Source organism: Methylobacterium sp. Leaf111, assembly GCF_001423285.1.
Lineage (GTDB): Bacteria > Pseudomonadota > Alphaproteobacteria > Rhizobiales > Beijerinckiaceae > Methylobacterium.
The window spans coordinates 695,474-710,054 of sequence record NZ_LMNE01000001.1; the positions used below are offsets into that span (position 1 = coordinate 695,474).

At 70.6% G+C, this 14,581-nt stretch carries 15 protein-coding genes; 7 read left to right on the forward strand and 8 right to left on the reverse strand.

What is annotated here, in order from left to right; genetic code table 11:
* Positions 1–28 precede the first annotated feature (28 nt).
* Both ASF41_RS03065 and ahcY read right to left on the reverse strand, forming a co-directional pair.
* A complete protein-coding gene (locus ASF41_RS03065) occupies positions 29–2,527 on the reverse strand; it encodes a PAS domain-containing sensor histidine kinase (protein ID WP_056381590.1) in 2,499 nt (832 codons plus the stop codon).
* A gap of 312 nt (positions 2,528–2,839) precedes the next feature.
* A complete protein-coding gene (gene ahcY / locus ASF41_RS03070) occupies positions 2,840–4,246 on the reverse strand; it encodes an adenosylhomocysteinase (protein ID WP_156653194.1) in 1,407 nt (468 codons plus the stop codon).
* A gap of 327 nt (positions 4,247–4,573) precedes the next feature.
* Between ahcY and ASF41_RS03075 the strand changes: the two genes are divergently transcribed.
* The gene (locus ASF41_RS03075; RefSeq protein ID WP_210166974.1) at positions 4,574–4,906 is read left to right on the forward strand and encodes a hypothetical protein; all 333 of its coding nucleotides are present in this window, start codon (positions 4,574–4,576) and stop codon (positions 4,904–4,906) included.
* Positions 4,907–4,909: 3 nt separating this feature from the next.
* Here the strand turns inward: ASF41_RS03075 and ASF41_RS03080 are convergent, their stop codons facing one another.
* Positions 4,910–6,526, reverse strand: a complete 1,617-nt coding sequence (locus ASF41_RS03080; RefSeq protein WP_056490729.1) for an AMP-binding protein — start codon at positions 6,524–6,526, stop codon at positions 4,910–4,912.
* Between the two features lie 10 nt (positions 6,527–6,536).
* Positions 6,537–7,136 carry a nitroreductase family protein gene (locus ASF41_RS03085; protein WP_056490732.1) on the reverse strand — a complete coding sequence of 200 codons (600 nt, stop codon included), beginning with the start codon at positions 7,134–7,136 and terminating at the stop codon, positions 6,537–6,539.
* Positions 7,137–7,518: 382 nt separating this feature from the next.
* Between ASF41_RS03085 and ASF41_RS03090 the strand changes: the two genes are divergently transcribed.
* Complete coding sequence (locus tag ASF41_RS03090) at positions 7,519–8,856, forward strand: diguanylate cyclase (RefSeq protein ID WP_056490734.1); 1,338 nt, start codon at positions 7,519–7,521, stop codon at positions 8,854–8,856.
* A 24-nt stretch (positions 8,857–8,880) separates the two neighbouring features.
* On the opposite strand, the gene ASF41_RS03095 is transcribed toward ASF41_RS03090, so the two are convergent.
* A complete protein-coding gene (locus ASF41_RS03095; protein WP_056275467.1) occupies positions 8,881–9,120 on the reverse strand; it encodes a hypothetical protein in 240 nt (79 codons plus the stop codon).
* An 87-nt stretch (positions 9,121–9,207) separates the two neighbouring features.
* A complete protein-coding gene (locus ASF41_RS03100) occupies positions 9,208–9,438 on the reverse strand; it encodes a hypothetical protein (protein ID WP_244472713.1) in 231 nt (76 codons plus the stop codon).
* Between the two features lie 120 nt (positions 9,439–9,558).
* Here ASF41_RS03100 and ASF41_RS03105 point away from each other — a divergent pair, with 120 nt between their 5' ends.
* On the forward strand, positions 9,559–9,783 hold the full coding sequence (locus ASF41_RS03105; protein WP_056275463.1) for a hypothetical protein: 225 nt from the start codon (positions 9,559–9,561) through the stop codon (positions 9,781–9,783).
* Between the two features lie 4 nt (positions 9,784–9,787).
* Here the strand turns inward: ASF41_RS03105 and ASF41_RS03110 are convergent, their stop codons facing one another.
* Complete coding sequence (locus ASF41_RS03110; protein ID WP_056490737.1) at positions 9,788–10,396, reverse strand: glutathione peroxidase; 609 nt, start codon at positions 10,394–10,396, stop codon at positions 9,788–9,790.
* Positions 10,397–10,588: 192 nt separating this feature from the next.
* Here ASF41_RS03110 and ASF41_RS03115 point away from each other — a divergent pair, with 192 nt between their 5' ends.
* On the forward strand, positions 10,589–11,107 hold the full coding sequence (locus ASF41_RS03115; protein WP_056214946.1) for a PRC-barrel domain-containing protein: 519 nt from the start codon (positions 10,589–10,591) through the stop codon (positions 11,105–11,107).
* Positions 11,108–11,319: 212 nt separating this feature from the next.
* Here the strand turns inward: ASF41_RS03115 and ASF41_RS03120 are convergent, their stop codons facing one another.
* Positions 11,320–11,754 carry a hypothetical protein gene (locus ASF41_RS03120; protein ID WP_056214943.1) on the reverse strand — a complete coding sequence of 145 codons (435 nt, stop codon included), beginning with the start codon at positions 11,752–11,754 and terminating at the stop codon, positions 11,320–11,322.
* A 380-nt stretch (positions 11,755–12,134) separates the two neighbouring features.
* Between ASF41_RS03120 and argJ the strand changes: the two genes are divergently transcribed.
* Genes argJ through mutT form a run of 3 tightly spaced genes read left to right on the forward strand, consistent with a single transcriptional unit; the run spans position 12,135 to position 14,550 of the window.
* The gene (argJ, locus tag ASF41_RS03125) at positions 12,135–13,385 is read left to right on the forward strand and encodes a bifunctional glutamate N-acetyltransferase/amino-acid acetyltransferase ArgJ (protein ID WP_056490738.1); all 1,251 of its coding nucleotides are present in this window, start codon (positions 12,135–12,137) and stop codon (positions 13,383–13,385) included.
* Entirely contained in the window at positions 13,382–14,125 is a 744-nt protein-coding gene (locus ASF41_RS03130; RefSeq protein ID WP_056490741.1) for an SIMPL domain-containing protein, read from the forward strand. Before argJ ends, ASF41_RS03130 begins: the two co-directional genes overlap by 4 nt.
* Positions 14,122–14,550, forward strand: a complete 429-nt coding sequence (gene mutT, locus ASF41_RS03135; RefSeq protein WP_056214936.1) for an 8-oxo-dGTP diphosphatase MutT — start codon at positions 14,122–14,124, stop codon at positions 14,548–14,550. The genes ASF41_RS03130 and mutT overlap by 4 nt, the downstream gene beginning before the upstream one ends.
* Positions 14,551–14,581 lie beyond the last annotated feature (31 nt).

The following is a 14,581-nucleotide window of genomic DNA, read 5'->3' on the forward strand; positions in this document are numbered from 1 at the left end:
TCCATGGGGACGCCCCCGTCCGGCGCCCCTACTCGGCGGCATCCCGCCGCGCGGTCGGCTCGGTGATCGGGAAGGTGCAGGTGACGCGGGTGCCGGCGCCGGGGGCCGAGTCCAGGCCGACGCGTCCGCCATGCAGTTCCACGAAGGAGCGCACGATCGACAGGCCGAGGCCGACGCCGCGATGGCGGGTGCCGAGGGTGTGGCTCTCGAAGCGGTCGAAGACCCGCGCGGCGACGTCGGGCGGCATGCCCTGCCCCTGGTCGGCCACCGCCAGGGTCAGTTCCGAGGCGTTGCGGCGGACCTCCACGCGGACCTGCTGGCCCGGCGCCGAGAAGCCGACGGCGTTCGACAGGAGGTTGAACAGGATCTGGCGGACGCGCTTGCCGTCGGCCACGAAGGTGCCGACGTCGTCGGGCACGTCGAGATCGAGGGCGATGGCGGAATCGGCGAGCCGGTCCTCCAGCCCGCGCACGGCGGCATCGACGGTGGCGCGCACGTCGACCACCTCGCGGGTGAGCTCGAGGGAGCCCGCATCGATGGAGGCGAGGTCGAGGATGTCGTTGATCATCACGAGCAGCGCGCCCGACGAGCGCATGATGTGGCCGGAATACTCGCGCTGGCGCTCGTTCAGGGCGCCCACCGTCTCGTCGCCGAGGAGCTGGGTGAAGCCGATGATGTTGGTGAGCGGCGAGCGCAGCTCGTAGGAGACGTGGTTCACGAAGGTGTCGCGCAGCTGCGAGGTCCGCTCCAGGGCGTCGTTCTTGTCGGTGAGCGCGCGCTCCACGTTCACGCTGGCGGTAACGTCGATGAGGGTGAGCAGCGTCGCGCCCTCGGGCAGCGGTTGGGCGGCGCAGTCGAGCACGGTGCCGTCGACGATCTCCAGGCGGCAGGTCAGGCCGGCGCGGCTTTCCAGGCCGGTGATGGCGCCACGGATGTCGATCCACGGGTCTTCGTCGGGCGAGAGGGTCTGGCAGGCGGCGATGACGGCATCGACCCGGGGGCGCTCGCGCAGGGTCTCGGGATCGAGGCGCCACAGGGTCGCGAAGGCACGGTTGGCGAAGGTCAGCCGGCCGTCGGCGCCGAACACCGCCACGGGCTCCTTCAGGGTGTCGAGGGTCTCGGCCTGGACCCGCATCAGCGCGTTGTAGCGGGATTCGAGCTTCATGTTCTCCGAGACGTCGTCGAACAGGTAGGTCAGGCCGCCCTGGGGGTTGGGATCGGCGACGACGCGCAGCGAGCGCCCGTCGGGCAGGTACCACCAGGCCTCGTTGGCCTCCACGGCGCGGTAGGCGGCGAGCACGTCGGCCTTCCAGGACTTGAAGTCGGCCTGCTCGGGCAGTTTCCGGGCGGCGCGCAGCCGGTCGAGGATCTCGCCGTCGAGGGGGCGGCCGTCGAGGAAGGCCGGGTCGAGGTCCCAGAGCTGGCGGTAGGCGGCGTTGTGGAAGATCAGGCGCTGGCGGGCGTCGAACATCGCCACGGCGGTGGGCAGCTGGTCGAGGGTGCGGACGTTGGCATCCATCTGCCGCTGCAGGTCGGCGCGGACGCTCTCGAGCTCCGAGACGTCGACGGCGATGCCGACGCGGCCGGTCTCGATGGCGCTCTCGGTGACGTCGAGGGTCCGCCGGCCGCCCGCCACCACGGCGGAGAGACGATGCGGGACGCGCCCCCCGGTGGCCAGGCGGCCGGATTCGTCGCGGGCGATGAGGTCCCGGGCCTGCCGGTCGAGGAGCTCGACGCCGGCCTCGAGGGCGTGCTCCCGGGTGCCCCCCTCCACCGCCGCGACGTAGGCGAGGTTGACCCAGGCGAGCGCCCCGTCGCGGTTGCGGCGCCAGACCGGATGCGGGATCGCGTCCAGGAGACTGCCGAGCGCCGAAAGGCCGCGCTTGGCCTCGTACAGGGTGAGGCGCAGGTCGATGAGTTCGCGCTTCTCGTCGGTCGTCTCGCGCAGGCGCAGGATCGCGCGGCCGGACAGGGCCTGCCCGTGCGCGTCGATGAAGCGGCCCGACTGGGTGCGCAGGCTCAGGCGGAAGCCGGCGCCGCGGGCGCGCAGCGCCTCGACGGCCGTGTTCAGGGCGTCGGCGTCGACCGCATGCAGCCAGGTCTCGAAGCCGGGCAGGCCGGGATCGGCGTCGCCGGGCGCGCGCCGGCCATCGATGAGGCCGAGATCGCCCTCGATGGTCGGCGCGCCGCGGCCCGACCAGGTGATGAGGACCTGGCGCTCGGCGTTCAGGAGCATTTCGGCGCGGTCGTGGGACTCGCGCAGGGCCGACAGCTCGGTCACGAGGTCGCGCTCGCGCCGGGTCCAACGGCTGCGCTCGCGCATGTGCAGCAGGGCCACGATGGTGGCGAACACCGTCAGGCCGATCAGGATGGCGAGACCGGCCGCGTTGTGCGTGTGTTGCCCGAACCCCGAGACGGCAGCGCCGGCATCCAGCCCCGTCCCGGCCGCCCGCGCCGGGGGACCGGCCACGGCGACGGCGAGAGAGCCGGCGCACAGCAGGGCGCGCGCCGTTCGTTCGACCCTCATGATCCGTCCCGCCTCCACGAATCTTCGATGAGACGCCGAAAGGCGCCCATCCCGCAACCGGCCGGAGGCCGGCTGCGAGCCACTCCATCTGAGGAATCAGCCCACACTAGCGCGAGGCGGAATCGTCCCGGAAGAGGCTTAAGCTTAACTTTAGAGGCTTCGGAGGCGATGGCCGCGCAGGAGCGCAGAAAAGCCACACTGCGACGGCGCGTCCGGCAGGGACCGGACGCGCGAAGCCCGGCACGGGGCCGGGCTTCGCAGGAGCCGATCGGAGGTCGTCGCGGCGCCCCGCGAGGGGCGCCGGAGCGGTCTTCAGTAGCGGTAGTGGTCGGGCTTGAACGGGCCGTTCTCGGAGACGCCGATATAGGCGGCCTGGTCGGGACGGAGCTTGGAGAGCTTCACGCCGATCTTCTCGAGGTGGAGGAGCGCCACCTTCTCGTCGAGGGCCTTCGGCAGGGTGTAGACCTGCTTCTCGTACTTGCCCGGGTTGGTCCAGAGCTCGATCTGGGCCAGGGTCTGGTTGGTGAAGGAGGCCGACATCACGAAGGACGGGTGGCCGGTGGCGTTGCCGAGGTTCACCAGGCGTCCCTCCGACAGGAGGATGATGCGGTGGCCGTCGGGGAAGGTGATCTCGTCCACCTGCGGCTTGATGTTCGACCACTGCATGTTCTTCAGGCCGGCGACCTGGATCTCGTTGTCGAAGTGGCCGATGTTGCACACGATGGCGCGGTCCTTCATCGCCCGCATGTGCTCGATGGTGATGATGTCCTTGTTGCCCGTCGCGGTGACGAAGATGTCGGCGCGCGGCGCGGCCTCCTCCATCGTCACGACCTCGTAACCTTCCATCGCGGCCTGGAGCGCGCAGATCGGATCGACCTCGGAGACGAGGACGCGGCAGCCGGCGTGGCGCAGCGACGAGGCCGAGCCCTTGCCCACGTCGCCGAAGCCCGCGACCATGGCGACCTTGCCGGCCATCATCACGTCGGTGCCGCGACGGATGCCGTCGACCAGCGACTCGCGGCAGCCGTAGAGGTTGTCGAACTTCGACTTGGTGACGGCGTCGTTCACGTTGATCGCCGGGAAGAGGAGCTTGCCCTCCTTGGCGAGGTTGTAGAGGCGGTGCACGCCGGTGGTGGTCTCCTCGGAGACGCCCTTGATCGAGTCGGCGAGGCCCGCGAACCAGCCCTTCGGCTTCTCGCTGAGCTTCTTCTTCAGGAGCGCGAAGAAGATCTCCTCCTCCTCGGATTCCGGCTTGTCGAGGAAGGCGGTGTCGCCGTTCTCGGCGCGCAGGCCCAGGTGCACGAACATGGTGGCGTCGCCGCCGTCGTCGAGGATCATGTTCGGCAGGCCGCCGTCATGCCAGTCGAACAGCTTCGAGGTGTAGTCCCAATACTCCTCCAGGGTCTCGCCCTTGATGGCGAAGACCGGGATGCCGGCGGCCGCGATGGCGGCGGCGGCGTGGTCCTGGGTCGAGTAGATGTTGCAGGAGACCCAGCGGATGTCGGCGCCCAGCGCCTTCAGGGTCTCGATCAGCACGGCCGTCTGGATCGTCATGTGCAGCGAGCCGGCGATCTTCGCGCCCTTCAGGGGCTGCGACGGACCGAATTCCTCGCGCGTGGCCATCAGACCCGGCATCTCGGTCTCGGCGATCGAGATCTCCTTGCGGCCGTACTCGGCCATACCGATGTCCTTGACGATGTAATCCTGGGCCGGGGAAATCTGGGCCATTTCGTAATTGCTCCGTCTCTCGTTGCGTCTCGGCGAGGCCTATAGCAGGGCGCCGGGCCAGAGGCAATCAAGATATAAAGATGTCTTTATGCGAATGATTCCAGTCGGTCCCGCCTGGGCCGATCGGTCGCCCGCGCGTTACAAATCCCGCAGAACGTGTGTTTTAGGGATCGGTTGTGTCTGCGCCGGGCCTGCGACTCGGGCATGCTCCGGCGCAGTGTTCCCAAGAGCGGGGCAGCTTCCATCATCCGGCACGTCGTCCTGGCCAGCGCCATCGGTCTCGCTTCGGGCGTGACCGCCCAGGCGAGCCCGATGCGCGTGGCCACGTTCGAGAAGGTCGTGTTCGGAAGCAGCCGGCTCACGGCCGCCTCGTTCTCCTCGCTCGATCCGGCTTGCAAGTCTCTCGGCCCGATGACGATCAGCCTGATCGAAGCGCCGCATGACGGCCGCGTGCAGATCGCGCAGGGACAGGATTTTCCGAGCTTCCCGATGTTCAATGCGCGGGCGCACTGCAATGCCCGCAAGCGGCCCGCGACCTTCGTGTTCTACACCGCGGCGCCCGGCTATACCGGCCGCGACGCGTTTGCGCTCGAACTGGTCGATCCCGTGGGAAATGTCAGCCGCGTCCGCTACCGCGTGACGGTGCGGTGAGCCTCACCCCTCGTCGCGCAGCTGCCGGCGGATGATCTTGCCCGTGGTGGTCATCGGCAGATGATCGCGAAACGCGATCGCGCGCGGGTATTCGTGGGCCGAGAGGCGGGTGCGCACGAAGGCCTGGATCTCGGCGGCCAGGGCATCCGAGGCCTCGTAGCCCGGGCGCAGGACGACGTAGGCCTTCACGATCTCGGTACGGAGCGGGTCCGGCTTGCCCACCGCGGCGGCGAGGGCCACGGCCGGGTGCGCGCCGAGGCAATCCTCGATCTCGGTGGGACCGATGCGATAGGCGGCCGAGGTGATGAGATCGTCCTCGCGCCCGACGAAGTGGACGTAGCCGTCGGCGTCGCGCCGGGCGGTGTCTCCGGTGAGCATCCAGTCACCGAAGAACTTCTTCGCCGTCGCCTCGGGCTGGTTCCAGTAGCGCAGGAACATCACGGGGTCGGGCCGGGCGACGGCGATCTCGCCGGGCTCGTCGGCGGCGGCCTCGCTGCCGTCCGGCCGCAGGATCGCGACCCGGTGCCCGGGGACCGGGCGTCCGGTGGAGCCGGCCCGCGCCACCCCGGCCGCCCGGCAGGCGGCCAGGACGAGGTTGCACTCGGTCTGGCCGTAGGCCTCGCCGATGGTGAGCCCCAGTTCGCGCCGCCCCCAGTCGAAGGTTTCCGGACCCAGGGCCTCGCCGGCGGAGGCGATGTTGCGCAGGCGGGACAGGTCGAAGCGCCCGCGCGGATCGGCGACGCCGCGCAGCATGCGCAGGGCCGTCGGCGGCAGGAACGCGAGGGTGATCGCCCGCTCGGCGATCAGCCGGAACGCGGCCTCCGGCTCGAACCGGAAATTCGGGCAGGCCAGCACCGGCACGCCGAAATGCAGGCTCGGCAGCGTCGCGTTGAGGAGGCCGCCGGCCCAGGCCCAGTCGGACGGCGTCCACATCCGGTCGCCGGCCTGCGGCGGAAAATCGTGCATCATGCAGAAGCCCGGCAGATGCCCCAGGAGCACCCGGTGGGCGTGCAGCGCGCCCTTGGCCGGCCCGGTCGTACCGGAGGTGTAGATCATCAGGGCGGGATCGTCGGCCCGGGTGTCGACCGGCACGAACCCGCCCGGCGCCTCGGCGAGCAGGGCATCGCAGCCGAGGGCCTCGCCCCGCGCGCCGTCCACGCAGACGACGAGGTCGAGGTCCGGCAGGTCGGCGCGGAGGGCCTCGATCTTGGAAAGGCCCGCCGCGTCGGTGATCAGGACGCGGGCCCCGGCATCGGCCAGGCGGTAGCGCAGGGCGTCCGGCCCGAACAGGCCCGCGAGCGGCAGCGCGATCGCCCCGAGCTTGTAGGCGGCCGCATGGGCGATCACCACGGCGGCCGATTGCGGGAGCAGGACCCCGACGCGGTCGCCGGGCACCACGCCCCGGGCCCGCAACCCGGCCGCCAGACGATCGGAGCGATCCTTCAGGTGGCCGAAGGTGACGTCCGAGACCCGCGCCCCGACGAGCTCCTGGATCGCGACCCGATCGGGCGCGCGCAGAGCCCAGCGGTCGCAGACATCGACGCCGATGTTGAACCGCTCCGGGATGTCCCAGGCGAACCCGGCGACGAGCCCGGCATAATCGGGGGCGGATCTCAGCACGGCGGACGACTCAGGCTTCGCGGGCCTTGAAGGCACCGGCGAAGGCGAAGTCGCTGATCGGCCGCCGCCCGTTCGGCACCTCCTTGGCCCGCTGCTCCTCGGTGAGATCGGCCGGGTTCGCCGCGCGCCCGACGGCGTAGGCCGCCTCGACCTGATGGTCCGGCGGCACGTTGAGCACGCTGACGGAGCGCGCCTTGTCGAACCCGCCCATGCCGTGCACGTGCCAGCCCTGGCGGATCGCCTGGAGCTGGAAGTTCGCCGAGGCGGCCCCGGTGTCGAGGGAATGGCTCGCCGAGGGCGTCAGGCCGTCACCGGTCTTCATCAGCTTGCTCGAGACCAGGACGACGAGGGCGCCGGCCCCCTCCGCCCACTTGCGGTTTCCCGGCACCAGCAGGTCGAGGAAGGTCTCCCAGGCCGGGGTTCCGCGCAGGGCGTAGACGAAGCGCCAGGGCTGGGAGTTGTAGGAGGACGGCGCCCAGCGGGCGGCCTCGATCATCCGCAGAAGCTCGGATTCCGGCACGGCCTCGCCCGTGAAGGCGCGCGGGGACCAGCGCTCGAGGAAGAGCGGATCGATGTCGTGGTCGGGCTGGCGTGGGTTCGAGAGGGTCACGGGCAGGCTCCAGAAGGCGTAGAGATCCGGGTCGAGGGGTGGCGACGGGCAGCCCCGAACGCGGTCCGCGGCGGCGCGCGTCCGGATCTGGACGAGGCATGCACGAGGTGGCCCCCGGGAGGCAATCGTCCATTCGGTCGGGCACCGTCACATCCCAAGATTGTCAGGCACATTTTTACACGTCCTGGTCATTCTGTGCCATCGATCGCTCGGATTTTAGCGTTCGGGGCAAGCATGCCGACAGGAGTTGCGGTCACTCTTGCCCGTGGGGCCGAACGCTTGGCCCGGGGGCCGAACTCTTCGCCCGGGAGCCGAACTCTTCGCCCGGGAGCCGAAGTGGCTCGCCTGCCCGTCGCCCGCTTGCCCATGGATTTTTCCGCGCGTGATCGCTTCGTCTGCTGCCCGATCGTCCGACGATCCGGGCTCCCTGTCGTTTCGCGCCAGCGACCGTCTGCTGGTGCTCATCGAACGGACGCTGCAGGCGACGCGCTGGCGCCTCGTCTTCCCGGCCGAACTCGAAAGCCGGTTCGAGGCGGAGACCGGACGCCGGCGGGTTCGGCACCTGCGGCGCACCACCCTCATCGGCCTCGCGGTCTTCCACCTCTATGCCGGGGCCGCCTTCGTCACCACGCCCGACGTCGCGATGCTGAACCTGGTCCTGCGGTTCGCCGTGATGACGCCGCTGGCCATCGGGATCTTCGTGGGCCTGAGCCGGGTGAGCGCCCCCATTCGGGAGGCCCTGTGCGGCCTCGGCGTCCTGGCAGCGGTGACGATCCCGGTGCTCACGCTCTGGCTCGGCCACGGACCCAACGTCGCCCACGCGACCACGGCGATCTGGCTGACGGTGATCTTCGCCAACATCTCCCTGGCACTCCGGTTCACCTGGGCCTGCATCGTCTCCGGCACCACCGCGCTCGCCGGTGGCCTCGCCATCGCCGCCCACCCGGAGATTGCCTCGGATCTGGCAGGCCTGGTCCGGCTCGACATGCTGATCGGCATCGCCTTCAGTCTGGGGGCCGCGCATGAGATCGAGAGCGCCAACCGACGCAACTACCTCTACACGCTGCGGGAATCCTTGCGGGCGCAGCAGCTCGTGGTCGCCAACGCCCGGCTGACCCGTCTCTCGACCACGGACCCGCTCACGGGCCTCGCCAATCGGAGAGCCTTCTCGCAGCGTCTCGAAGCCCTGTGGCAGGCCTCCCGCGACGGCGATCCGTTCGCCCTGATGCTGGTGGATGTCGACCACTTCAAGCGCTTCAACGACCATTACGGACACGGGGCGGGCGATGCTTGCCTGTGCGAGATCTCGCGGCTGCTGACCGCCCGGGTCAGCGGGACCACCGACCTCGTGTCGCGCTACGGCGGCGAGGAATTCGCCCTGTTGCTGCCGGGCCTCGACAGCGCGGCGGCCATCGTCCTGGCGGAGCGGGTCCGCCAGTCGCTCAATGCCCTCGCCCTGCCCCATGCCGGGCGCGGCGACGGCCTGGACCACGTCACCATCAGCGTCGGCGTCGCGGCGAGCCCGGACGGCGCGGAGACCCCGGCCGCCCTGGTGGAGGCCGCCGATGCGGCGCTCTACCGGGCGAAGTCGGCGGGGCGCAACCGCACCAAATGCGAGGGCGCGCCCCCTCGCGCGGGGACCGGACCGGGCCTCGAGGTCGAGCCGGCCCTGGCCGCCTGGCCGGCCGGTGGGACCCCGCCCCGGCGACGCTCGGCCTGAGCGCCGCCGGACCGGGACCGGACGTCAATCGACCACGCGCGCCGTCGGACGATCGTTGCCCTGGGCGGTCTCGTCGTGCCAGGCGCCCTGGCTGTCCTGGTAGCGGATGCCCTCCGTCGAACCCGGAACCTGCTGCTCGGCCGCGGCGGCCTGGGCCGCCTGCAGGGCCTCGTCATGGCTCGGATAGGTCTCTGAGAACACGTCGCCGACCTTGTAGGCGAAGCCGCCATCGTGCTCGACGATGCGATAGGTGATCTCGGACATCGGCTGTTCCTTCCCGTTTCACGCACCCGCGCGTCTGCGAGCGCAGCATCCGGGAGGGCGAACACGGGGCGGTTCGGGAGGTTCCGCTCAGTGTCGGGTCGGGCTCGCCCAGGACAGGTTGGGAAGCGCCGCCGCGCAGCCCGCGATCAGCGAACCGCGCACATCGGCGGGGTCGTAGCCCGGCCCATCGGGAAACCCGATCGCGTGGGTGGTTTCGCTATCGGAGCGGCGGATATGGGCGACCCAGCCCTCCGGCGCCCGCTCGAAGGCGATCTCGAAGACGATACCCGCCTGCTCGAACCGGTGCGGCTTCATCATCCCGTTCCTCGACCCGTCCCGCGCCAGCCCGGATCTCAGGGTGATTCCGGGGCGGCCTCTCGCGGGATGTGGGGGTTTGCGATATCGGGACAAGGCAGTCAGCCGACCCCGGGAACACGCATGCGCCGCCTTTGCCTCGCTCTCCTCCTGACGCTGCTGGGCGCGGATCAGGGCGCCCGGGCGGAGTTCAGCCTGTTCGGCAGCGCCGATCGCACCCCGGCCAATCCCTTCGCCTCGAACTACGCCTCGCCGCCGGTGCGCGGGACGTCGGAGCGGGCCCGGCGCCCCCGCCGCGCACCGCCTCCACCGGGGTCCCTGCGCCCGCCCCGGGACATCCCGCGCTGAACGCTCAGGCGGCGGGCAGCGCGTTGGCGATCGCGGTGACGATGCGCGGATCGTTGGGCTCGACCGAGGACGAGAAGGCGCCGATCAGGCTGCCGTCGCGGTCGACCAGATACTTATGGAAGTTCCAGCCGGGCGTGCTGCCGGGCTTCTCGGCGGCCGCCCAGCGATAGAACGGATGCGCGGCGGGACCCCGGACATGGGTCTTGGCGGTGACAGGGAAGGTCACGCCATGGTTCTTGCGGGCGGCCTCCGCGATGGCGACGCCGTCCAGGGGTTCCTGGTTGCCGAAATCGGGCGACGGCACCGCGATGACGGTGAGGCCTCGGTCACCGAAGCGGGTCCAGAGGCCCTGCAGCCCCGTGAATTGCCCGGCATAGCCGCAGGCCGTAGCCGTATTGACCACGAGGATGGGCCGACCGGCATAGGCCGAGAGCGGCAGGGTTCCGCCCTCCGGCGTCTCGAAGGCGAAGTCGCCCGCCTTCCTGGCGTCGGCCACGGCCGGGCGGACTCCGCAGACGAGGGCCCCACCGAGCAACGCGAGGGCGTGACGGCGCGGCAACCGCGCGAGCCGGGCGTTGGCGGGCCGGGCGTTGGGCAGCAGGACGTTCGACATGGTGCGGCACCCCGTTACGGGCGCGCGGACCGGTTCCGCCGCCCCTTGGACCGAGAAATCTAAGGCCCGACCGGCGTTCGTCCATTCACCATGCCGGATCGCGGGAACCTTTGGCGGAAGCTTGAACTTGAGCTGTGGCACCACGGCCCCCCTCGTTCGCCCTTCGGCCCGACCTTTCGAAAGACTTCGTCCATGCGCAGCCTGTTGCTCGGCACGACTCTCCTCGCTGCCAGCGCCACCCTCGCCCTCGCTCAGTCGCCGGATGCCACCGCGCCCGCCGCCTCGCCGGCACCGGTCCAGGCCGCCCCCGCGACCCTCGCCAACGATCTGCGCCCCACCTTCGTGGTGCAGAACAAGAGCGACATGGTCACGTCGAAGCTGGTTGGCCTGACCATCCAGAACGCCGCCAACGAGACCATCGGCGAGATCGCCGACGTCGTGCTCGACGAGAAGAATACGGTCAAGTCGTGGGTGGTCGGCGTCGGCGGCTTCCTCGGGATCGGCACGAAGTACGTGGCCATCGACCCGAGCGCCATGAAGCTCGTCCGCGTCGACGACACCACCCTGAAGGCGACCATCGACACCAACAAGGACCAGCTCCGCGCCGCGCCGGAATACGTCTACCTCGGCAAGGCCAAGCCCAATGCGGATGCCACCAAGACGAACACGGATGCCAATCCGAAGCCGGCGGACGCCCCCAAGGCGCAGTGATCCGGCCCGGATGGGTTGAACGGACGCCTTCGCATGCCTGCGAGGGCGTTTTTCGTTTCCGGGCATCGCAGGTCTGACCCGCACCGGACCGTCAGAAAACCGTCACGTCGTTGGGGTATTCGGCTCGCCAATCGGAGGCCAACGGCACCGCCGGTCGATCCCGAAGGGGACGCTTTCGAAGAGCCGGTCGCGTGCAGCGAAGGCGGATGAGATCAGGCAGGGCTGCGCAGAGCGTCCCGCACCGTGCTGGCGACGTTGTCGATGCGCCGGACCGCGATCAGGCCGTCGCGGTCGTCGGGGAATTGGGCGTCGAACAGCTCCTCGAGCCACGGCGTCGGATCGTCTTCGCTCGCCAGCGATTCCAAGTCGCTGGCAAAGACGATGCGAAGGTCCGGGCGTAGAGCACGGGCTTCCAAGGCCAGCTTCTGGCAGCAGAGCTTGCCCTGCAGGCTGACGTCCGTCACGAGAACATCGACGGGAAGGCCGAGGGCCAGGACCGTCATCGCGTCGACGCCGCAATCCACCGTGGTGGCCGCGAAGCCCGCTCGTCGAATCTGCGACGTCACCTCATCGCGCCAATGCTTCTGGCGACCGGCGATCAGAACCTGAACGCCGTAGGCGCCACCTGGCGAAGTCGGTCGTTCCATAGTCGAGACTCCCCCCTCGCGCCTGGACATCCGTGCCGATCACCTCGGAAACTGTGCGTCGCAGCATGCTATGTCACGTTCGCTCGTACAGACAAGCCCCCCATCCTGCCGAGGCGAGTGTCTTTCGGGCCCGCCTTCGTCTGATGTCCCGGACCGTCGACCCGGAGAACTCCCGCACGACACGATGCTGCACCGCAGCACTGGCTCAGGTCTGCAAGCGGATCCCCTGGACAAGTCCCTGGTCTGACAGGACTCGTGGCCGTCGCGTCCGATGCGACAGGGGGATGACGGTGGTCGCGGTTGACGCGGACGGCGCGCGCGGGGCAACACCGGCCTCGCCGCGCGCCCGAGACGGCCGCGGAGATCCGGAGCCCTCGCCCATGTCGTCTGCCAAGAGCCCCCCCGTCTCGCCGCTGGCGCCCCAGACACAACCGCAGCTCCCGGCGATTCGCGGCGTCGGGCTCGCGACCGCGCAGGCGGGCATCCGCTATTCCGGGCGGACCGACGTGCTCTACGTGGCGCTCGCCGCGGGCACGCAGGCGGCCGGCGTGTTCACCCGCTCGAAATGCCCCTCCGCTCCGGTGGATTGGTGCCGCGAGGCGCTGGGCAGTGCGGGTGCCCGAGCCCTCGTGGTGAATTCCGGCAACGCCAATGCCTTCACGGGCCTGCGCGGGCGCGAGGCCGTTGCACTGACGGCCCGGATCGCCGCCGAGGCGGCACAGTGCCGGCCGGAGGAGATCTTCATCGCCTCCACCGGCGTGATCGGCGAGCCCCTCGACGCCAGCAAGTTCGAGGGCGTGCTGGCCGACTGCGCCGGGCGGACCCGGGACGGCGCCGAGGCTTGGGCCGCGGCCGCCCAGGCCATCATGACCACCGACACCTTCCCCAAGCTCGCCACGCGCCGGGCCACCATCGACGGCGTCACCGTCACCCTCAACGGTATCGCCAAGGGCGCGGGCATGATCGCCCCCGACATGGCGACGATGCTGAGCTTCGTCTTCACCGATGCCGCCCTACCCCAGGGGGTGCTCCAGGCGCTCCTCTCCGCCGGCACGGCCACCAGCTTCAACTGCGTGACCGTCGACGGCGACACCTCCACCTCCGACACCCTGATGCTGTTCGCGACGGGCGAGGCCGGCAACGCCGCGATGTCCGATGCCGGCGATCCGCGCCTCTCCGGGTTCCGCGCCGCCCTCGACGACCTCCTGGTCGATCTGGCCCAGCTCGTCGCCCGGGATGGCGAGGGGGCCCGCAAATTCGTCACCGTGCGGGTCACGGGGGCGACCAGCGACGCCTCGGCCCACCGCATCGCGATGTCGATCGCCAACTCGCCCCTGGTGAAGACCGCCATCGCGGGCGAGGATGCCAACTGGGGCCGGGTGGTGATGGCGGTGGGCAAGGCCGGCGAGCCGGCCGACCGCGACCGCCTCGCGATCTGGTTCGGCGACGTGCGCGTGGCGCGCGCGGGCGCCCGCGATCCCGATTACAGCGAAGCGGCGGCGAGCGCCGTGATGCGCGAGTCCGACGTCACCGTGCGGGTCGATCTCGGTCTCGGCGAGGGCAGCGCACGCGTCTGGACCTGCGACCTGACCAAGCTCTACATCGAGATCAACGGGGATTACCGCTCATGAGGCGCGCCCAGGCGGTCGCCCTCTCCGCCTTCCTGGCGCTCGCCCTGCTCGACGTCCCGGGCGCGGCGCGGGCCGAGGACAGGCCGGGGCTCGCCGAGGGCCGGATCAGCGTCGTCGGACGCGCCAGATCCGAAGTGGCACCGGACTTCGCCTCGGTGGAGATCGGCGTCGAGGCCAGGGGCGCGACCCCGGCCGCCGCCCTCGACGGCGCCAGCACCGCCGCGAAGGCGATCCTGGCGCTGGCCGCCGACTTCAAGGTGCCGGAGGCGGATCTCGGCACCTCCGCGGTGACGCTGCAGCCGGTCACCCGCTCGGTCCGACAGGCGGACGGGTCCTTCGCCGAGAAGCCGGACGGCTACCGCGCCGCCAACACGGTGCGGGTGCGCCTCGCCGATATGGGGCGCCTCGGCGACCTGATGCGGCGGGCCCTCGACGGGGGGGCGAACCGCATCGACGGCGTCGGCTTCGGCCTGCGCGATCCCGACGCGGCCGAAAGCGCCGTGCGCAGCGCGGCGATGAAGGATGCACGGACCCAGGCCGAACGGCTGGCCGAGGCGGCCGGCGTCACCCTCGGGCGGGTGGTGTCGATCCAGTCCCCGGCGACGTCCTCGGGGCCGCCGATCGCTTTCGCGGCGCCCGCGCCCATGCGCGCCAAGCGCGGCGGCACGCCGGTGCCCCTCGTCGCCGGCACCATCGAGACCGCCGCCGATGTCGCCGCGACCTTCGCGATCGCCCCATGACCCCGGCGACGCCCGCGCCCCTGCGCATCCTCCTCGTCGTCGCCGTCGCGCTGGTCGACACCGATGGACGCGTGCTCCTCGCCCAGCGCCCGCCCGGCAAGCAGCTCGCCGGCCTCTGGGAATTTCCCGGCGGCAAGGTCGACCCGGGCGAGCGGCCGGAGGAGACCCTGATCCGCGAGCTCTTCGAGGAACTCGGCATCACCGTGCAGGAGGCCTGCCTCGCCCCCCTCACCTTCGCGAGCCACGCCTATCCGGACTTCCACCTCCTGATGCCGCTCTACATCTGCCGGCGCTGGGACGGGTTGCCGCGCTCCATGGAGGGGCAGGCGCTGAAGTGGGTGCGTCCGCGCGACCTCAAGGACCAGCCGATGCCGCCGGCCGATGCGCCGCTGATTCCCTTCCTGCTGGATCTGCTCGGACCCTGATCCAGTTCTGACGGGCAGATCCCGTCCGGCG

Coding starts and splice junctions, on each gene's coding strand:
- ASF41_RS03065 (WP_056381590.1), bottom strand. CDS start 2,527: ATGAGGGTCGAACGAACGGCGCGCGCCCTGCTGTGCGCCGGCTCTCTC.
- ASF41_RS03095 (WP_056275467.1), bottom strand. CDS start 9,120: ATGTCCGAGATCACCTATCGCATCGTCGAGCACGATGGCGGCTTCGCC.
- ASF41_RS03100 (WP_244472713.1), bottom strand. CDS start 9,438: ATGATGAAGCCGCACCGGTTCGAGCAGGCGGGTATCGTCTTCGAGATC.
- ASF41_RS03105 (WP_056275463.1), top strand. CDS start 9,559: ATGCGCCGCCTTTGCCTCGCTCTCCTCCTGACGCTGCTGGGCGCGGAT.
- ASF41_RS03110 (WP_056490737.1), bottom strand. CDS start 10,396: ATGTCGAACGTCCTGCTGCCCAACGCCCGGCCCGCCAACGCCCGGCTC.
- ASF41_RS03115 (WP_056214946.1), top strand. CDS start 10,589: ATGCGCAGCCTGTTGCTCGGCACGACTCTCCTCGCTGCCAGCGCCACC.
- ASF41_RS03120 (WP_056214943.1), bottom strand. CDS start 11,754: ATGGAACGACCGACTTCGCCAGGTGGCGCCTACGGCGTTCAGGTTCTG.
- argJ (WP_056490738.1), top strand. CDS start 12,135: ATGTCGTCTGCCAAGAGCCCCCCCGTCTCGCCGCTGGCGCCCCAGACA.
- ASF41_RS03130 (WP_056490741.1), top strand. CDS start 13,382: ATGAGGCGCGCCCAGGCGGTCGCCCTCTCCGCCTTCCTGGCGCTCGCC.
- mutT (WP_056214936.1), top strand. CDS start 14,122: ATGACCCCGGCGACGCCCGCGCCCCTGCGCATCCTCCTCGTCGTCGCC.